The organism is Streptomyces polygonati (assembly GCF_042650325.1).
Taxonomy (GTDB): domain Bacteria; phylum Actinomycetota; class Actinomycetes; order Streptomycetales; family Streptomycetaceae; genus Actinacidiphila; species Actinacidiphila polygonati.
This window is the reverse complement of record NZ_JBHSBB010000007.1, coordinates 471,268-487,811: the sequence shown is the minus strand read 5'-3', so window position 1 is coordinate 487,811 and position 16,544 is coordinate 471,268. Positions and strand designations below refer to the sequence as shown.

Annotated in this window: 16 protein-coding genes; 10 read left to right on the top strand and 6 right to left on the bottom strand. The window is 73.7% G+C overall.

What is annotated here, in order from left to right; all coding sequences use genetic code 11:
- Positions 1 to 124: 124 nt before the first annotated feature.
- Positions 125 to 1,561, bottom strand: coding sequence for an aldehyde dehydrogenase family protein (locus ACFO3J_RS08495; protein ID WP_386427711.1), 1,437 nt, complete (start codon positions 1,559 to 1,561; stop codon positions 125 to 127).
- A 219-nt stretch (positions 1,562 to 1,780) separates the two neighbouring features.
- Here ACFO3J_RS08495 and ACFO3J_RS08490 point away from each other — a divergent pair, with 219 nt between their 5' ends.
- The 4 genes from ACFO3J_RS08490 to ACFO3J_RS08475 all read left to right on the top strand — a co-directional run bounded on the left by ACFO3J_RS08490 (position 1,781) and on the right by ACFO3J_RS08475 (position 4,897).
- A complete protein-coding gene (locus ACFO3J_RS08490) occupies positions 1,781 to 2,614 on the top strand; it encodes a helix-turn-helix transcriptional regulator (protein ID WP_386427709.1) in 834 nt (277 codons plus the stop codon).
- A 130-nt stretch (positions 2,615 to 2,744) separates the two neighbouring features.
- Positions 2,745 to 3,737 carry a dihydroxyacetone kinase subunit DhaK gene (dhaK, locus tag ACFO3J_RS08485; protein WP_386427707.1) on the top strand — a complete coding sequence of 331 codons (993 nt, stop codon included), beginning with the start codon at positions 2,745 to 2,747 and terminating at the stop codon, positions 3,735 to 3,737.
- A 66-nt stretch (positions 3,738 to 3,803) separates the two neighbouring features.
- The gene (dhaL, locus tag ACFO3J_RS08480; protein WP_386427705.1) at positions 3,804 to 4,469 is read left to right on the top strand and encodes a dihydroxyacetone kinase subunit DhaL; all 666 of its coding nucleotides are present in this window, start codon (positions 3,804 to 3,806) and stop codon (positions 4,467 to 4,469) included.
- Positions 4,466 to 4,897, top strand: coding sequence for a PTS-dependent dihydroxyacetone kinase phosphotransferase subunit DhaM (locus ACFO3J_RS08475; protein WP_386427703.1), 432 nt, complete (start codon positions 4,466 to 4,468; stop codon positions 4,895 to 4,897). Before dhaL ends, ACFO3J_RS08475 begins: the two co-directional genes overlap by 4 nt.
- Positions 4,898 to 4,985: 88 nt before the next feature.
- Here the strand turns inward: ACFO3J_RS08475 and ACFO3J_RS08470 are convergent, their stop codons facing one another.
- On the bottom strand, positions 4,986 to 5,279 hold the full coding sequence (locus ACFO3J_RS08470) for a hypothetical protein (RefSeq protein WP_386427701.1): 294 nt from the start codon (positions 5,277 to 5,279) through the stop codon (positions 4,986 to 4,988).
- A gap of 313 nt (positions 5,280 to 5,592) precedes the next feature.
- Positions 5,593 to 6,102 carry an NUDIX hydrolase gene (locus tag ACFO3J_RS08465; RefSeq protein WP_386427699.1) on the bottom strand — a complete coding sequence of 170 codons (510 nt, stop codon included), beginning with the start codon at positions 6,100 to 6,102 and terminating at the stop codon, positions 5,593 to 5,595.
- Positions 6,103 to 6,295: 193 nt separating this feature from the next.
- Here ACFO3J_RS08465 and ACFO3J_RS08460 point away from each other — a divergent pair, with 193 nt between their 5' ends.
- Complete coding sequence (locus ACFO3J_RS08460) at positions 6,296 to 7,408, top strand: O-antigen ligase family protein (RefSeq protein WP_386427697.1); 1,113 nt, start codon at positions 6,296 to 6,298, stop codon at positions 7,406 to 7,408.
- A 44-nt stretch (positions 7,409 to 7,452) separates the two neighbouring features.
- Here ACFO3J_RS08460 and ACFO3J_RS08455 read toward each other — a convergent pair whose 3' ends face one another.
- Complete coding sequence (locus tag ACFO3J_RS08455; RefSeq protein WP_386427696.1) at positions 7,453 to 8,010, bottom strand: hypothetical protein; 558 nt, start codon at positions 8,008 to 8,010, stop codon at positions 7,453 to 7,455.
- Positions 8,011 to 8,055: 45 nt separating this feature from the next.
- The gene (locus tag ACFO3J_RS08450) at positions 8,056 to 8,826 is read right to left on the bottom strand and encodes a glutamate racemase (RefSeq protein WP_386427694.1); all 771 of its coding nucleotides are present in this window, start codon (positions 8,824 to 8,826) and stop codon (positions 8,056 to 8,058) included.
- Between the two features lie 183 nt (positions 8,827 to 9,009).
- On the opposite strand from ACFO3J_RS08450, the gene ACFO3J_RS08445 reads away from it, so the two are divergent.
- A complete protein-coding gene (locus ACFO3J_RS08445; RefSeq protein WP_386427817.1) occupies positions 9,010 to 10,173 on the top strand; it encodes a glycosyltransferase in 1,164 nt (387 codons plus the stop codon).
- A gap of 40 nt (positions 10,174 to 10,213) precedes the next feature.
- Here the strand turns inward: ACFO3J_RS08445 and ACFO3J_RS08440 are convergent, their stop codons facing one another.
- Entirely contained in the window at positions 10,214 to 11,410 is a 1,197-nt protein-coding gene (locus ACFO3J_RS08440) for a TerD family protein (protein WP_386427692.1), read from the bottom strand.
- Positions 11,411 to 11,604: 194 nt separating this feature from the next.
- Here ACFO3J_RS08440 and ACFO3J_RS08435 point away from each other — a divergent pair, with 194 nt between their 5' ends.
- The 4 genes from ACFO3J_RS08435 (at position 11,605) to ACFO3J_RS08420 (ending at position 16,453) form a co-directional block, all read left to right on the top strand.
- Entirely contained in the window at positions 11,605 to 12,231 is a 627-nt protein-coding gene (locus ACFO3J_RS08435; protein WP_386427690.1) for a DUF6643 family protein, read from the top strand.
- Between the two features lie 39 nt (positions 12,232 to 12,270).
- On the top strand, positions 12,271 to 13,131 hold the full coding sequence (locus tag ACFO3J_RS08430) for an MOSC domain-containing protein (RefSeq protein ID WP_386427815.1): 861 nt from the start codon (positions 12,271 to 12,273) through the stop codon (positions 13,129 to 13,131).
- A gap of 169 nt (positions 13,132 to 13,300) precedes the next feature.
- Positions 13,301 to 13,948 (top strand): Rv1733c family protein, encoded by a 648-nt coding sequence (locus tag ACFO3J_RS08425; RefSeq protein ID WP_386427688.1) that lies wholly within the window; start codon positions 13,301 to 13,303, stop codon positions 13,946 to 13,948.
- A gap of 93 nt (positions 13,949 to 14,041) precedes the next feature.
- Positions 14,042 to 16,453 (top strand): right-handed parallel beta-helix repeat-containing protein, encoded by a 2,412-nt coding sequence (locus tag ACFO3J_RS08420; protein ID WP_386427687.1) that lies wholly within the window; start codon positions 14,042 to 14,044, stop codon positions 16,451 to 16,453.
- Positions 16,454 to 16,544 lie beyond the last annotated feature (91 nt).

Below are 16,544 nucleotides of genomic sequence, written 5' to 3'. Positions count from 1 at the left end.
GAACCGCGCCCAGCGGTCCCGATCCGCACAGTGTGGCACCGGCCGCACGCGCTGTCAGGAGCAGGCGTGGCCCGGCCGCCCCTGGCCGGGCCACGCCCGGCCGGCCAGGGGCGGGGCGACGCTCTCAGCGCTGGATCGCCTTGACCTCCAGGAACTCCTCCAGTCCGAAGCGGCCCATCTCCCGGCCGTTGCCGGACTGCTTGTAGCCGCCGAAGGGAGCCAGCGGGTTGAACTGCGCGCCGTTGACGTCGATCTGGCCGGCCCGGATCCGCCGGGCGACGGCCAGGGCGTGCCCGCTCTCGCCGAACACCGCGCCGTTGAGCCCGTAGAGTGTGCTGTTGGCGATCTGCACCGCGTGGTCGTCGTCGGTGTACGGGATGATCGCCAGCACCGGGCCGAAGATCTCCTCGCGGGCGATCACCGACTCGGGGTCGACATCCGCGAAGATCGTCGGCCGTACGTAGAAGCCCTCCCCGAGCCCCTCGATCCGCTCCGGGCCGCCGGTCACGAGCGTGGCGCCGTCCGCGATGCCCCGCTCGATGTAGCCGGCCACCCGCTCGCGCTGCGCCGCGGAGACCAACGGCCCCAACCGGGTGCTCTCGTCGGTCGGATCGCCCACGGTGTACTCACGGGCGGCGTCCAGGGCCAGCGCCACCACCTCGTCGTGCAGTTCGGCCGGGACCAGCATCCGCGACAACGCGCCGCAGACCTGGCCGCTGTTGGCCCAGGCCCCCGCCAGTCCGCGGGTGACGGCGTCCTTGAGGTCGGCGCCGCGCAGGATGATGTTGGCGGACTTGCCGCCCAGTTCCAGCGCGACCCGCTTGACGGTCTGCGACGCGACGGCGGCGACCCGCTTGCCGGCGCGGGTGGAGCCGGTGAAGGACACCATGTCGACGCCCGGGTGCGCGGCGATCGCCTCGCCGACCACCGGCCCGGTGCCGTGCACGACATTGAACGCTCCGGCCGGCAGCCCGGCCCCGGCGGCCGCCTCGGCGAAGGTCCGGGCCGTCAGGGGCGCCACCTCGGACGGCTTGAGCACCACGGTGTTGCCGGCCAGCAGCGCGGGCACCACCTTGGTGACCAGCTGCTGGAGCGGGAAGTTCCACGGGGTGATGGCCCCGACCACGCCGACCGGTTCGCGCACGATCAGCGAGTGGCCGATCTCCTCGGTCCACGGGAAGCCGGCGGCCAGCCCCGCGGTGCCGGCCGTCACCATGACCGGCAGCGGGGCCTGCGCCGTCCGGGAGAGCTGGATCGGCGCCCCCATCTCGGCGGTGATGGTGGCCGCGATCTCCTCGCCGCGGCCGCGCAGACCCTCGGCGACGCGTTCGAGGATCCGGGCGCGTTCGGCGGGCGCGGTCGCCGCCCACCCGGGGAAGGCGGCGGTGGCCGCCTCGACGGCCCGGTCGACGTCGGCGGCCGTTCCGGCGGGTACCGAGGCGATGACGGCGCCGGTGGCGGGGTTGACCACGTCGATCACCGGGCCGGCGCCGGGGACGGCCAGGCCGCCGATCCAGTGGGCGGGGGCAGGGAAGGCGGGAGTACTGGTTTCGGTGTCCATGCCCCTACGGTCACAAGGCCGCGCGGCCCTAACCAGGGACGGACTGTCCGGTGATCCGGGCCACAGCCGGGGAATCCCGCCGACCGGACCGCTGTTTGCGCCAGCACCGACTCCGAGCGGGCTCCGACCGGCGAAAACCGGTTGAAACCGCAGAAATGTGCGGACTCTGGTGGAAACCACCGCCCTACGCACCCGACAGCACAGAAGAGGAACGTCCCCATGGACCGGGCTGAACTCGCCGACTTCCTGCGCACCCGCCGCCAGGCTCTGCAGCCCGAGGACGTGGGACTGCCGCGGGGCAGGCGACGGCGCACCGGGGGCCTGCGGCGCGAGGAGGTGGCGGCTCTCAGCAGCGTGTCGACCGACTACTACAGCCGGATCGAGCAGCAGCGCGGCCCGCGCCCCTCCGAGCGGGTGCTCGAGGGCATCGCACGCGGCCTGCGGCTGTCCCCGGACGAGAGCGACCACCTCTTCCGCCTGGCCGGCTATGTCACCCCGCCGCGGCCGTCCCACGGCGACGAGGTCGGCCCCGGGATACTCCGCGTCTTCGACCGGATGGCCGGCACGCCCGCCCAGATCATGAGCAGCCTCGGCGAGACCCTGCTGCAGAACCGCCTGTCCGTGGCGCTCATGGGCGATCAGACCGGCCACACCGGCATGGCGCGTCATCTGGCCTACCGCTGGTTCACCGACCCCGCCGTACGGCTGCTCCAGCCCGCCGCCGAGCATGCCCGCAGCGGCCGGACCATCGCCGCCCAGCTGCGCGCCGCCGCCACCGGCGAGCGTGCCGACCCGCGCGCCGCCGCCCTGGTCGGCACGCTGCTCTCGGTCAGCGAGGAGTTCGCCGCGATCTGGCGCGAGCACCCGGTCATGGGCCCCTCCTGCGAGCCCAAGCACATCGAGCACTCCCGGCTGGGCACGCTGGAACTGCACGGGCAGGGCCTGCTGGACCCGGACCGGTCGCAGACGCTGCTGGTCTTCACCGCGCAGCCGGGCAGCGAGAGCGACGACAAGCTCCGATCCCTGTCCGCGCTTGCCGACCAGTTGGTGTGACCGCCGGTCGGCGCACAGTGGTCGCGCCGTGCCCGTGACGTTCTCCGATCATCGGCTGATACTGGAATTATGTGTCGGCCGCAGTTCCCGTCGCGGCAGCGAAGGCACCCGCTCCCATCTGGAGGCAGCGATGAAGATGTTGATCAACGTTCCCGAGACCGTGGTGGCCGATGCTCTGCGGGGGTTCGCCGCCGCGCACCCGGATCTCGTCGTGGATGTGGAGCAGCAGGTGATCGTCCGGCGGGGAGCGCCTTACGAGGGGAAGGTCGGGCTGGTGTCCGGCGGCGGGTCGGGGCACGAGCCGCTGCACGGCGGGTTCGTCGGGCGCGGCATGCTCGACGCGGCGTGTCCCGGCGCGATCTTCACCTCGCCGGTGCCCGACCAGATGACCCGGGCCGCCGCCGCGGTGGACAGCGGCGCGGGTGTGCTGTTCATCGTGAAGAACTACACCGGCGACGTGCTCAACTTCGACATGGCCGCGGAGCTGGCCGAGGAGGAGGGCGTCCGGATCGAGAAGGTGCTGGTCAACGATGATGTGGCGGTCATCGACAGCACCTATACGGCGGGCCGCCGCGGCACCGGTGCCACCCTGTTCGTGGAGAAGATCGCCGGCGCCGCCGCCGAGGAGGGCGCGCCGCTGGACCGGGTGACCGCGATCGCCCGCCGGGTCGTCGAGTCGTCCCGGAGCTTCGGGGTGGCGCTGACCGCGGTCAGCACCCCGGAGAAGGGCGGCCCCACCTTCGATCTGCCGGAGGGTGAGCTGGAGCTGGGCGTCGGCATCCACGGCGAGCCGGGCCGGGAGCGGCGGGCCATGATGACCTCCGGCGAGATCGCCGACGCCTCGGTGGAGGCCGTGGTGGACGATCTGCGGCCGGACGCGCCGCTGCTGGTGCTGGTCAACGGCATGGGCGGCACGCCGCTGCTGGAGCTGTACGGATTCACCGCCGAGGTGCACCGCGCGCTGGCCGAGCGGCACCTTCCGGTCGCCCGCACCCTGGTCGGCAACTATGTGACCTCCCTGGACATGGCGGGCAGCTCGGTGAGCATCTGCCAGGTGGACGAGGAGCTGCTGCGGCTGTGGGACGCGCCGGTGTCGACCCCGGGCCTGCGCTGGGGCTGCTGAGCCCTCTCCCGGCCCCGCTCCCACCCATCCCTCGGTGCTCCCGCATCCCTCGGTGAAAGGCACCCCATGAACGCGCTTCCAGCGGACGAACCCGCGATAGACACGGCCTTCATGCGCCGGTGGCTGGACACGGCCGCGACAGCCATCGACCGCGAGTCCAAGCAGCTGAGCGACCTCGACTCCCCCATCGGCGACGGGGACCACGGTACGAATATGCGCCGCGGGTTCCTCGCCGCCCGCACCGCGATCGAGCAGGAGCCGCCCGACACGCCCGGCGGTGTGCTGGTGGCGCTCGGGCGGCAGCTGATCAGCAAGGTCGGCGGCGCGTCCGGGCCGCTGTACGGCACGCTGTTCCGGCGGGCGGGCAAGGAGCTGGGCGACGACCGGGCGGTGTCCGCCGCCCAGCTGCGCGACGGGCTGCGGGCCGGCGTGGACGCCGTGGCCAAACTCGGCGGCGCGGTGCCCGGCGACAAGACGATGCTGGACGCGCTGCTCCCGGCCCTCGACGCGCTGACCGGCGCCCTCGACGCGGGCGGTTCGGCCGCCGACGCCCTCGCGGCGGCGGCCGGCGCCGCCGACGAAGGCGTCAGGGCCACCGTCCCGCTGCGGGCCCGCAAGGGCCGCGCCAGCTATCTCGGCGAGCGCAGCGTCGGCCATCAGGACCCCGGCGCCACCTCGTCCGCCCTGCTGATCAACACGCTGGCCGACACCGCGAAGGAGGCGGCGGCATGACCTCGACCCCCGATCCGGCGGCCGGCGCGACCCCGCTCGTCGGCGTGGTGCTCGTCTCCCACAGCGCGGCCGTCGCCGAAGCGGTCGCCGAGCTGGCGGTCGGCCTGACCGGCGGCGGCTCGCAGGTCCAGGTGCGGCCGGCCGGCGGAGCCCCCGACGGCGGACTCGGCACCAGCTCGGACCTGATCGCCTCGGCCGCCCGGTCCGTCGACCGCGGCGCGGGCGTGGCCGTGCTCGTCGACCTCGGCAGCGCCGTCCTCACCGTCAAGGCGCTCCTTTCCGACGACGAACTGCCCGAGGGCAGCCGGCTGATCGACGCCCCCTTCCTGGAGGGGGCGGTGGCCGCCGTCGTCACCGCGTCGACGGGGGCGGACCTGGACGCGGTGGCGGCAGCGGCCGGTGAGGCGTACAGCTACCGCAAGACGTAGACCGTCCCGGCCGGTCCCGCGCCGGGCAACGCCGGACGGCCCCCTCCACCGCGGCGTGTGCGGTGGAGGGGGCCGCCCGAGCGGGGGTTCAGCGCCCGTAACCGAGCAGGGCGCGCACCATCCGGCAGGTCAGGTCGGACGGCGGGTGGACACCGATGAGCTCGGCGGTGTCCCGGATCTTCCGGTTGCCGGCCTGGGCCGGCTCGTACACACCCGAGTCGAGCAGCGCGATCACCAGGCGCATGGTCTTCAGCCGGCGGTTGTGCGCGACATACCACTCGCGCGGCAGCCCGGCCGGCAGCGGCTTCTTGGGCAACGGTGTCGCGAACAAGGGAACTTGCGTCGGTCCGGACTTCGGCAGGGACAGTACGGCAGCGGCCATCGACATCCTCCAGAGGCGTCGGCCAACCCTCTCGAACACTGTCGATTTTACCGCCAAGCACTGACAAAGTCCGCTGGCCAGACGGATGTTGACCGGCTTCGCGGCCGGTTCTCGCGAGGCGCCGGACCGCGCGGCGGCACGGGCGGAGGCCGCAGAAAGCCGAGTGCTCCGGCGCGGGTCAGGTCGCGCCGGAGCACTCGCATCCCATCAGAGGGGCGACGTAAATTCAATAGTGATTTACGCAAAAACTCGATGAGGACCTGAAACCCGCGCGCAGGTCATCTGCTGGCATCAGGGGCCGCCCTCCGGGCCGCTACGGCGCCGGGTAGCCCTGGTCCGCCAGGCCGGGCGCCGGGGCCGGGGCGAACCAGGTGGGATCGTCGCGCAGCGCCAACTCGATCCGGCCCCGGGCGATCGGCCCCAGCGGCGGGAGCTCGTCGAGCGCGAACCACCGCACGTCCAGCGACTCGTCGTCGTTCACCCGCGCCTCACCGCCGACCGCGCGGCACCGCAGCACGATGTCGACGTACTGGGCGCGGTCGCCGTTCTCGTAGACCACCGGCTCGTTGGTGAAGACGCTCAGCACCCGTTCCACCACCGCGGAGATCGCGGTCTCCTCCAGGATCTCACGCACCGCGGCCTCGGCCGGCTGCTCGCCGGGATCGGGGAGGCCGCTGATGAGGGCCCACTTCCCGCTGTCCGCGCGCTTGTTGAGCAGGACGCGGCCACGGGTGTCGAAAACCACCATCACCACCCCGGGCAGGAACAGCAGGGTGTCCCCGGCCTTCTCGCGGATGTCGAGGATGAATTTGGGAATCGCCATGCCCTGAGCCTACGAGACAAAGGGTGAACGCCACATCAGCACCAGGTTTCACAAGCCGGACAAGGTTCCCGCGCGACATATCCACAGCGCGAACTTCACCCGTTACGGTGAGCCGGAGGACAGCGCCCACGCGGGGAACGCGGGTGCGGCGGCACCCCCGTCGCGCCCGGGTGGCGGCAGGGGATGGCGGGGGATGGACACGATGACCGGCGGTACGCCGGACGCCGCGCGGGCGGAGCCGTCGCCCGACGGGCGTCTCCCGGCGGTCTGCTCCGTGGGGCCGCACAGCGGTGTCACCGACGCGGTCGGCATCGCGGTGCTGGTGTGCTGTGCCGGGTGGGTGCTGATCGCCGCCGCCGGGCGGCCCGCCCGCCCGGAGGGCGCTCTGCTGGCGCTGCTCGCCGTCACCGCCGGACATGCCGCCGGGCGCATTCTCGGCGCGCTGCTGCCGGCGCCAGCGTCCGCGTCGGCCGCCGGGGTCCTCGTCGCGCTCGCCCTGATGCCGCCGTCCCGGCTGTCCGCCGTCCCGGAGGCGGCGCCCCCGGACAGCCCCGACGCGCGGGCGGCTCTGCTGGTGCTGGCGGTCGGCGCGGCCTGCTGCGCCGCCTGGGCGGCCCGCGGCCGGGTGCGACGGACGGGGTTGCGGCTGGTCGGCGCCGGCGCGGCGGCCGCCGCTCTCCTGCTGGGCTCGGTCGCCGGCTGCACGGCCGGCGCCGCGGTCGTGCTGTGCTCGCTGGCCGCCGCCCGGCTCCGGCGCCGCCGGCTGCTCGCGCTGGCCGCTCTGGCGCTGGTCGCGGCGCTCGCGGTGGCCGGCAGCTGCGCGGTGGCGCTCGACCTGTTCCCGGCCCGCCTGTCGTCGTCGGTGACCGGGCGGCTCTCCCCGCCGCGGGTCGAGCTGTGGCACCGGGCGGTCGCCCTCGCCGATCGGCATCCGCTGCGGGGTGTGGGGCCCGAGGACTTCGCCGACGCGCCGGGGGCGCCGACCACCGCGACGCCGGCCACCGCCACCGGGTCACCGCGGTCCGCGCCGCTCCAGCTCGCCGCGGAACAGGGCTACCCCGGGGTCGCGCTGCTCGCGGTCGCCTACGGCTGGGTGCTGTGCGCCCTGTGGCGCTCGTCCCGGCCGACGCGGGTGGTCCTCACGGCCGGGGCGGCGCTGACCGCTCTGGCGCTGCTGGCGACCGTCGACCAGGTGCTGAGCCATGCCGCGGTGACGGCGGGCGCCGGATATCTGGCGGGCGTCGCGACGGCCCGCCCGCTGGCCGAGGACGGCGGGACCGGAGGCGGGGCGCAGGAGCCGGGCTGAGGCCCGGGGAACGGGGGCGGACTGCGCGGGTCGGACGGAGCGGTTCAGGCGCCGGCGCCCGTGGCCGGGTGGCCGCTGCCCCGCAGCCGCAGGCAGTTCCTGATCGCCAGGACCGCGCCTTCGGGGTCGTCGACGGTGACCGTGAAGTGCCGTCCGCCGCCGAGCTCGATGACCACACCGGGTCCGCGTCGGACGACCACGGCGGTGCCCAGCTCCGGGCGCCAGCGATAGCCCCAGCCGCCCCAGGTGCGCGGGCTGATCAGCATCTTGACCTCGGCGTCGCTGACGTCCTCCAGCGGGATGCGGCGGCGCGGCAGCCCGATGTGGCCGCACCGGACATGGACCGCGTCGTAATCGATGCTCACGTGCACATGGGTGAAGGCGATGGTGCCGAACAGCACCAGCAGGCCGACGGCGAGGCAGCCCACGACGGACATCACCAGCGGTGCCAGGCCCGAGGTGCCGGGCCCGTCCACCGCGAGGTCGATGCCGAGGGCGAGGCAGGCAGCGCCCGCCGCGGCGAGCACCCACTGCATACGGTTGCTGGCCCGGCCTGTCCACTCCTGGGCCGCGCCGGTCTGCGGCCGGTGGGCGTGCGTCATGGCAGGTAGCGTACTAAGGCTGCGGGAAGAGAGCAGCATCCCGCGTCACGTCACCGCCGCGGTCGCTGCCAGAGCGGCGCCTTCGGCATATGCCAGAGCCACTTCCGGCAGCCGGTCGGCCCGCCGGCCGTTCAGGATGACGGTCACCGTGCCGGTCGGGCCGAGCGGGGGCGCGGACGCACCGATCCTGCGCAGCGCCTGGGCGGCGACGGCGTCCGCCGAGCCGTACAGCCGCGCGCCCGGTACGGCGGCGGCGATCCGGTCCGCCACCAGTTCGTAGTGCGTGCAGCCGAGGACGACGGCGCCCACACCGGGCGGTGTACGGGAAGCCGCGACGGCGATGGCCGCGCCGACCGCCTCGGGGTCGGCGGCCTGCACGGCGTCGGACAGACCGGGGCAGGGCACTTCGGTGATCCGGGCGCCGTTGCCGAAGTCGGCGATCAGGGCGCGCTGGTAGGGGCTGCCGGTGGTGGCGGGGGTGGCCCAGATGGCCACGGTGCGGTGCTCGGCGGCGGCCGGCTTGACGGCGGGGACGGTGCCGATGACCGGCAGATCCGGCTCGAACGCGGCGCGCAGGGCGGGCAGCGCGTGGACGGAGGCGGTATTGCACGCCACGATCAGCGCGTCCAGCCCGTCCTCGGCGGCGGCCCGCGCGCACGCGACAGCCCGCCGCGTCACATCCTGCGCCGACCTCGGCCCCCACGGCATTCCCTCCGGGTCCGACGCGAGCACCAGCTCCGCGTCCCCCCGCGCCCGGCGCACCGCCGCGGCCGCGGCCAGCAACCCGATCCCGGAATCCACCAGCCCGATCTTCACGGCCCCAGCCTAAGCCCTCCGCCCCGGCCCCTTCTCCTCTTGTCCTCGCCGCGGCTCTTGTCCTCGCAGCCAACGGCGGCCCCGGAGGCGAGCGGGCGGACCGCCTCCGGGCCGGGCCGGAAGAAGGACCGTGTCCCCGCCGGGCGCCCCGCGGGGGATGGCAGACTGCGGGGCGTGATGGTGATGTCGGTGATTGCCGGGGTGTCGCTCGCCGCCTGGCTGTGGCTGCTGGTGGGTCAGGGCGGGTTCTGGCGGACGGATGTGCGGCTGCCCAGGGGCGGCGGGGAGCCCGCGGTGTGGCCGAGTGTGGCCGTGGTCGTGCCGGCCCGCGACGAGGCCGAGGTGCTGGGGGTGAGCCTGCCGTCCCTGCTGGCGCAGGAGTACCCCGGGCGGGCCGAGGTGTTCCTGGTGGACGACGGGAGCAGCGACGGCACCGGGGAACTGGCCGGGAAGCTGGGCGCGGAGCACGGCGGGCTGCCGCTGACCGTCACCTCGCCGGGCGAGCCGCCGTCCGGCTGGACCGGCAAGCTGTGGGCCGTGCGGCACGGCATCGCGCTGGCCCGCGAGCGGACCGGCGCCGAGTACCTGCTGCTCACCGACGCCGACATCGCGCACCGACCGGACAGCCTGCGCGCTCTGGCCGCCGCCGCCGTCACCGCCGATCTGGACCTGGTGTCCCAGATGGCGCGGCTGCGGGTGCGGACCGGCTGGGAGCGTCTGATCGTCCCGGCCTTCGTCTACTTCTTCGCCCAGCTCTATCCCTTCCGCTGGATCAACCGCCCCGGTTCGCGCACCGCCGCCTCGGCCGGCGGCTGTGTGCTGATCCGCTCCACCGCCGTGACCGCCGCCGATGTGCCGGACGCGATCCGCCAGTCGGTGATCGACGACGTGGCTCTGGCCCGCGCCGTCAAACGCTCCGGCGGCCGGATCTGGCTGGGCCTGGCCGAGCGGGTGGACAGCGTCCGCCCCTACCCGGGTCTCGGCGAGCTGTGGCGGATGGTGTCCCGCAGCGCCTACGCCCAGCTGCGGCACAATCCGGCGGTGCTGGCGGGTACGGTCGCCGGCCTCGCGCTGATCTATCTGGTGCCGCCGGTGGCCGCGATCGGCGGCGCGCTGGCGGGCGCCTGGCCGCTGTCCGCCCTCGGACTGGCCGCGTGGGCCGTGATGACCGGCAGCTATCTGCCGATGCTGCGCTACTACGGGCAGTCGCGGTGGCTCGCCCCGCTGCTGCCGTACACCGCGGGCCTGTACCTGCTGATGACGGTGGACTCGGCGATCGAGCACTACCGGGGCCGCGGCGCGGCCTGGAAGGGCCGCACCTACGCCCGCCCGGACGCCACCGTCTGACGGAGTCCGCCTTCGCTTCCCGGCGCCGCCCGAGCGCGGCTCACTTGCGGCCCGGCGTCCAGTTGAGCCCCCAGCCGTACGCGTAGTCCACGGTCCGCTGCGGGCTCACCCCGGTCCGCGGCACCAGGTAACGGGCCTCCCGCCGGACGACGAGATCGGACCCTTCGCGGGTGAGCAGCGCGAGCGCGCAGACGGTGGACTCGACGGTGCATTCGTCGAGGCTGAAGTCGATGTCGGCGCCGTGCTCGGGCCGGAGCGTCACAGAGGCGTGGAGTCCGGCGAAGCTGCGGGCGCCTTGGTAGAGGGTGACGAAGACCAGGATGCGCCGGAAATGCGGCAGCTGGTCCAGGTTGACGGTCACATTCTCGCCCTCGGCGCTCGCGCCGGTCCGGTCGTCGCCGTCCAGCCGGATGAAGGGCGGCCGGTCCAGCGAGCCGAAAGCGCCGCCGAGGGCCTGGACGACACCCTTGCTGCCGTCGCTCAGCTCGAACAGCGCGCACAGGTCGAGATCGATACCGGCGTGTCCGTGGCCGGTGGGCGCCTGCCAGTCGAGGCCCACCCGCAGCCGTCCCGAACCGCCGCCCTGCTTGGCCAGCGACACCGCGGGCGCCCGCTTGCCGAGCGTCACCCTGGAGGGCGCGGCCGGGGCGGCGGACGGCTCGCCGCCGGGCGCCTCGAAGGCCGGCACCGCGTCCTCCGGCAGCCCGTAGCGCCCGGCCAGTTCGGTGAAGCCGCCCTCGTAGCCCTGCCCGACGGCGCGGAACCGCCAGCCGCCGGCCCGCCGGTAGCACTCGCCCAGGACGTACGCGGTCTCGCTGGTCGCCCCCGCGCAGTCGAAGTGCGCCAGCCGCTCCTCCCGCGCCCCGAGCCGGACCGCCACCCGCAGCCACAGTCCGGGAATCCGCCCGAAGGGCCCGCCGTCACCGCGGGCGACCACCAGTACCGAGTTGACCGCGCTGTCGAGCGACGCGAGATCCACCGTGAGGGTGTCGACCGCGAACCCGTCGACGACGGCGGTGCCTTCGTGCCGGACCGCCCCGCCGGCCCGCGCCGGGGCGCCCGGGTGCACGAGGTCGCCGGCGTCGCGCACCGCGCCGTCGGTTCCGCCGTCGGGGCTGTCCGCGAGCAGCAGCGCGCAGGCATACGCCCGGGGGGTGCCGGCCGCCGCCCGGCGCCCGAACTCCAGCCGCACGGCGGCTGTCGGCAGGCCCGTGTTCTCCCCTTTGCGCAGACTCATCCGCTTCCCCTCCCCGGCGCGCCGAGACCCCCGGTAACCCCCTCGGCGCATGCGTTTTACCTGATCACACCACGACGGGCTGACCGATTTTCACGGATTCGCTCATATTGGGGGCGGCCGGTCACTCCCCGGTGACCAAACAACCTTCTAATCGGTCTCCCCAACGACCACATCGTGGGCTTAACTTATGGCTCATGACCACCCCCCGCGGTTCGTATGGTGGCGGCTACGGCGGCTACCAGTCCTCCTCTTCGTCCTTCCCGGACACCCCGATCTACGACAGCCTCGTCGCCGAGCGAGGCACCCCGCAGATCGCTCCCATCCGTGTGCCCGCCGCTTACTCTCCGTACGAGTCGGGTGGCTACAACAACTCCTACGGCGGCAGCAACCTGCCGGCGCTGCCCGCGGCCCTGCCCGCGCTGCCCCCCGGCCCGTCGGCGCCCTCGCAGTACCCGCAGCCGGTGCCGCCGCCGATGCAGAGCCCGATGCCGAACGCGTACCCGCCGGCCGGCTACCAGCCGCAGCAGCAGACCTCGTACATCCCGCAGCAGGCACCGGCTCCGCGGGCCGGTTACAACAGCTTCGGCAACGGTTTCGGGAACGGGTACGGCAACACCAACGGCGGCAGCAACGGCGCCGGCTACCCCGCGCAGCCCCCGCAGCCCTCCCCCGGCGGGTACGAGGCCGCGCGTCCGGTGCCGCCGCGTCCGATGCAGCCGCGGCAGATGCCGGGCGGCCACCCGGAGGAGCAGTACCCGCGGCGCAACCTCGGTCAGGGTGTGCCCCCGCAGCAGCAGAACGGTGGTTACTACCAGGGCTGACCGAAGCGGTACCGCGCCTGCGAGGATTGCCGTATGACGATGTCCCGGGTGCAGCAGGTGAACGTGCTTCGTACCGGCGCGCCCGTCGTGAGCGCGCTGCATGTCTATCCGGTCAAGTCGCTGCGCGGGTTCAGTCCCGGCCAGGCGGTCGTGGAGCCGTGGGGGCTCGCGGGGGATCGCCGCTGGATGCTGATCGATGCCCGTACGCGCAAAGCCGTGACACAGCGGGAGGACGCCCGGCTCGCCCTGCTGACCGCCGAACCCGTGGGGGGTGGCGGTCTGCGGGTGTGCGCCCCGGGCCGCGAGCCGCTCGATGTCGCGGTGCCCCCGCCGGGGGAGCTGGAGACGGTGGGGCTCTTCTCCCACCGGATCGAGGTGCGGCCGGTGGGCGGCGCCGCCGACCGCTGGTTCGGCGAGTTCCTCGAAGCGCCGGTGCGGCTGGTGCATCTGGACGACCCGGCGGTGCGCCGGCCGGTCGATCCCCGCTTCGCGCAGCCCGGTGAGACGGTGAGCCTGGCCGACGGCTTCCCGCTGCTGGTGACCGCCGCGGCCTCGCTGGAAGCCCTCAACTCATGGATCGCGGCGGGCGACCATCCGGAGGAGGGTCCGCTGCCGATGGATCGTTTCCGGCCGAATGTGGTGATCGACGGCACCGCCCCCTGGGCGGAGGACGGTTGGCGCCGGATACGGATCGGCGGGATCGGCTTCCGGGTGGCCAAGCCGTGCGGACGCTGTGTGATCACCACCACTGATCAGAGCACCGGCGCCCGGGGCAGGGAACCGCTGCGCACTCTGGCCCGGCATCGCAAGTTCGGCGCCCAACTGGTTTTCGGCCAGAATCTGATTCCTGAGCATTCCGGAACCCTGCGCGTCGGTGACCCGTTCTTGGTGGTGGAGTAACACATCCCAAGTGTGCCGTGCATGAGTCCCTCCGTTCGCGGTAATCGAACGGGTGTGAAGGGGGTGGCTGCCCGTGGGTCCGACAGCGAGCCGGTCGGCGCGTCGCCGCAAAAGGACGAAGCAGTTCGGGTGGCGGTGGCGGCGTAACAGCCTGCGCCGGCGCAGTGATGTGATCGAGGCGTGGCTGGGCGTGCTCACCGCGCTGCTGTTCTGTCTGGTTCCCCTCTTCGGCTGGTGGTCCGGCCAGTCGGTGGACCGCACCCTGCAACGCGTGGTGCGGACCCAGCGGTCCGCCCGCTTCCTGGTGACCGCGACCGTGGTGTCGTCCGCCAAGACGCCGGGCGTGGCTTCGGGCCGGGCGCCGGGGACCGTAACCGGCACGGCGACGGGCCGGACGCCGGGTGACGCGTCGCAGCACGGGACAGGACTGTCCTCGGCCACCGCCAGCCTGTCGGGCGGCGCCGCCGAGTCCAGCGGCAGGATGGCCAACACCCTGGGCGACGTGCTGCACTGGACCGCGCCCGACCACTCGGCGCACACCGCGACCGTCTCGGTGGACCTGGAGGTGTGGCACCAGGGCAAGATCCTGCTGTGGACCGACCGGGCCGGTCGGCTCGTACCGCCGCCGCTGGACTCCGCGACCGCCACCACGCACTCGGTGCTGGCCGGCACCGCCGCCGCCACCTCGGCCGGCGGTCTGCTGCTGATCACCCGGCAGGTGCTGATGTGGCGTCTGATGCGCCGCCGGCTCGCGTCGTGGGAGCGGGAATGGGCCCGGGTGGGCCAGGACTGGGGACGCATGGGCGCGGGCGGATGACCACCGGCCGGCGGGCGTCAACACCGGGCCGCCGCGCGCGCTACGGTTGCATCCCCGGTCGGCCGACGCAAGAGGTGGGGGCAGAGCAGCCCGATGGCACATGGCGTGGTGCAGGTCACCAATCAGAACAGCTCGCGGTGGCGCCGCCGCACAGGTGAGTACGAGACGCTCGCCGCCGCGCTGGAGGCGGCGGGCGACGGTGATGTGCTGTCGGTGAGCCCGGGTACGTACCGGGAGAATCTCGTGCTGGACCACGCGGTGACCCTGCGCTGCGCGGACGGTCCCGGCACGGTGCGGATCGCGCCCGCCTCGGGGGTGGCGCTGACGCTGCGGGCCGCGGCGACCGTGCTGGACCTGCTGGTGGAGGGCCAGGACACCTCGTCCGCCGCGCTGCTGGTGGAGGCGAGCACCCCCGAGTTGTCGGGGCTGCGGATCAACACCCGCTCGGCGGTGGGCCTGGAGGTGCGCGACGGCGCGCGGCCGACCGTGCGGCGCTGCACGGTGGACAATCCGGCCGGGCTCGGCATCAGCGTGCTGGACGGCGCCGGCGGCCTGTTCGAGGACTGCGAGGTGGTCGCCGCCGGGCAGAGCGGCGTCGCGGTGCGCGGCGGCGGCGGGCCGCGGCTGGAGCGCTGCCGGGTGCACCACGCCTCGGGCGCCGGGATCTCGGTGACCGGCGAGAGCAGTTCGCTGGAGGCGGTCGGCTGCGAGGTGTTCGAGATCCGCGGCACCGGAGTGCAGATCTCCGCGCGGGCGACCGGGCACTTCACGGACTGCCAGGTGCACCGCACCACCGGGGACGGCGTCACCCTGGACACCGACGGGGTACTGACGCTGGCCGACTGCGACATCCACGACATCCCGGAGAACGCGATCGATCTGCGGGCGCGTTCGGTGCTCACCCTGACCCGGTGCGCCGTCCGCCGCTTCGGCCGCAACGGCCTGTCGGTGTGGGACCCGGGCACCCGGGTCGACGCCGACAGCTGCGAGATCCACGACAGCACGGGCGACTACCCGGCCGTGTGGGTGAGCGACGGCGCGGTGGCCATACTGGACTCCTGCCGGGTGCACGACGTGCCCGACGCGCTGTTCGTGCTGGACCGCGGCTCGCGGGCCGATGTGGTCGACAGCGATTTCAGCCAGATCCGCAACACCGCGGTGTCGGTCAGCGACGGGGCCACCATCCAGCTGGACGACTGCCGGATCAGCCGGGCCGCCACCGGTGCCTGGTTCCGCGATCACGGCAGCGGCGGCACCCTGGCCCAGGTCACCATCGACGAGACGGCGACCGGCGTGATCGTCACCAAAGGTGCCGACCCGGCCCTGGAGCGGTGCACGGTCACCAACCCGGTGGAGTCCGGCGTCTATGTCTCCGCCGGGGGCCGCGGCACCTTCACCGAGTGCCGGGTGACCGGCAGCCGCGGTTACGGCTTCCACATCATCGACGGCTGCCGGTCCACGCTGACCCGGTGCCGTACCGAGCGCTGCGCCCGCGGCGGTTACGAGTTCGCCGAGCCGGGCCCGATCACCGAGAACTGCACCAGCGACCGGGCGGCCACCGAGGAGAGCCCGGCGCCGGTCCCGGCCGGCGCGGTGACCGCGCAGACGGCGGCGGCGCAGTCGTACGGCGTGCTCGGCGCGGTGCCCGAACCGCGTCCCGCCGCGGCGCCGGCCGCGCCCGCCGTGCCCGCCGCCCGGCAGAGCGAGGAGGTCCTGGGCGATCTGGACGCGCTGGTCGGCCTGGACAGCGTCAAACGCGAGGTCCGCACGCTGATCGACCTGATCTCGGTGGGGCGCCGCCGTGAGCAGGCCGGGCTGAAGGCGCCCTCGGCGCGCCGGCACCTGGTCTTCACCGGCTCCCCGGGCACCGGCAAGACGACGGTGGCCCGGCTGTACGGGGAGATCCTGGCGTCGCTGGGTGTGCTGGAGAGCGGCCACCTGGTGGAGGTCTCCCGGGTGGATCTGGTGGGCGAGCACATCGGCTCCACCGCGATCCGCACCCAGGAGGCCTTCGACCGGTCGCGCGGCGGGGTGCTGTTCATCGACGAGGCGTACGCGCTCGCCCCGGAGGACGGCGGCCGGGACTTCGGCCGGGAGGCCATCGACACCCTGGTGAAGCTGATGGAGGACCACCGGGACGCGGTGGTGGTGATCGTGGCCGGCTACACCGAGGAGATGGCCCGCTTCCTGGCCTCCAACCCGGGTGTGGCGTCGCGCTTCTCACGCACCATCACCTTCGGCGACTACACGTCGAAGGAGCTGGTGCGAATCGTGGAGTCGCAGGTGGCCGAGCACGAGTACCGGCTCGGCGAGGACACCGGGGAAGCGCTGCTGAAGTACTTCACCGCCCTGCCGAAGGGTCCCGGCTTCGGCAACGGCCGCTCGGCGCGCCAGACCTTCGAGGCGATGGTGGAGCGGCATGCCGTACGGCTGGCACATGTCGCCGACCCGAGCCACGAGGAACTGCAGCTGCTCTACCCGGAGGATCTGCCCGAGCTGCCGTGAACCGGCGACGGCGGCACCCGGGCCGGGACACCCTCCGCCGATTCATCCGGCGTACACCGGCCGCCCCGCGCGTGGAAGGATGACCGCAGCA

Bases quoted from the DNA above. Each gene is read 5' to 3' on its own strand.
- ACFO3J_RS08495 (WP_386427711.1), bottom strand. From the start codon at position 1,561: ATGGACACCGAAACCAGTACTCCCGCCTTCCCTGCCCCCGCCCACTGG.
- ACFO3J_RS08490 (WP_386427709.1), top strand. From the start codon at position 1,781: ATGGACCGGGCTGAACTCGCCGACTTCCTGCGCACCCGCCGCCAGGCT.
- dhaK (WP_386427707.1), top strand. From the start codon at position 2,745: ATGAAGATGTTGATCAACGTTCCCGAGACCGTGGTGGCCGATGCTCTG.
- dhaL (WP_386427705.1), top strand. From the start codon at position 3,804: ATGAACGCGCTTCCAGCGGACGAACCCGCGATAGACACGGCCTTCATG.
- ACFO3J_RS08475 (WP_386427703.1), top strand. From the start codon at position 4,466: ATGACCTCGACCCCCGATCCGGCGGCCGGCGCGACCCCGCTCGTCGGC.
- ACFO3J_RS08470 (WP_386427701.1), bottom strand. From the start codon at position 5,279: ATGGCCGCTGCCGTACTGTCCCTGCCGAAGTCCGGACCGACGCAAGTT.
- ACFO3J_RS08465 (WP_386427699.1), bottom strand. From the start codon at position 6,102: ATGGCGATTCCCAAATTCATCCTCGACATCCGCGAGAAGGCCGGGGAC.
- ACFO3J_RS08460 (WP_386427697.1), top strand. From the start codon at position 6,296: ATGGACACGATGACCGGCGGTACGCCGGACGCCGCGCGGGCGGAGCCG.
- ACFO3J_RS08455 (WP_386427696.1), bottom strand. From the start codon at position 8,010: ATGACGCACGCCCACCGGCCGCAGACCGGCGCGGCCCAGGAGTGGACA.
- ACFO3J_RS08445 (WP_386427817.1), top strand. From the start codon at position 9,010: ATGTCGGTGATTGCCGGGGTGTCGCTCGCCGCCTGGCTGTGGCTGCTG.
- ACFO3J_RS08440 (WP_386427692.1), bottom strand. From the start codon at position 11,410: ATGAGTCTGCGCAAAGGGGAGAACACGGGCCTGCCGACAGCCGCCGTG.
- ACFO3J_RS08435 (WP_386427690.1), top strand. From the start codon at position 11,605: ATGACCACCCCCCGCGGTTCGTATGGTGGCGGCTACGGCGGCTACCAG.
- ACFO3J_RS08430 (WP_386427815.1), top strand. From the start codon at position 12,271: ATGTCCCGGGTGCAGCAGGTGAACGTGCTTCGTACCGGCGCGCCCGTC.
- ACFO3J_RS08420 (WP_386427687.1), top strand. From the start codon at position 14,042: ATGGCACATGGCGTGGTGCAGGTCACCAATCAGAACAGCTCGCGGTGG.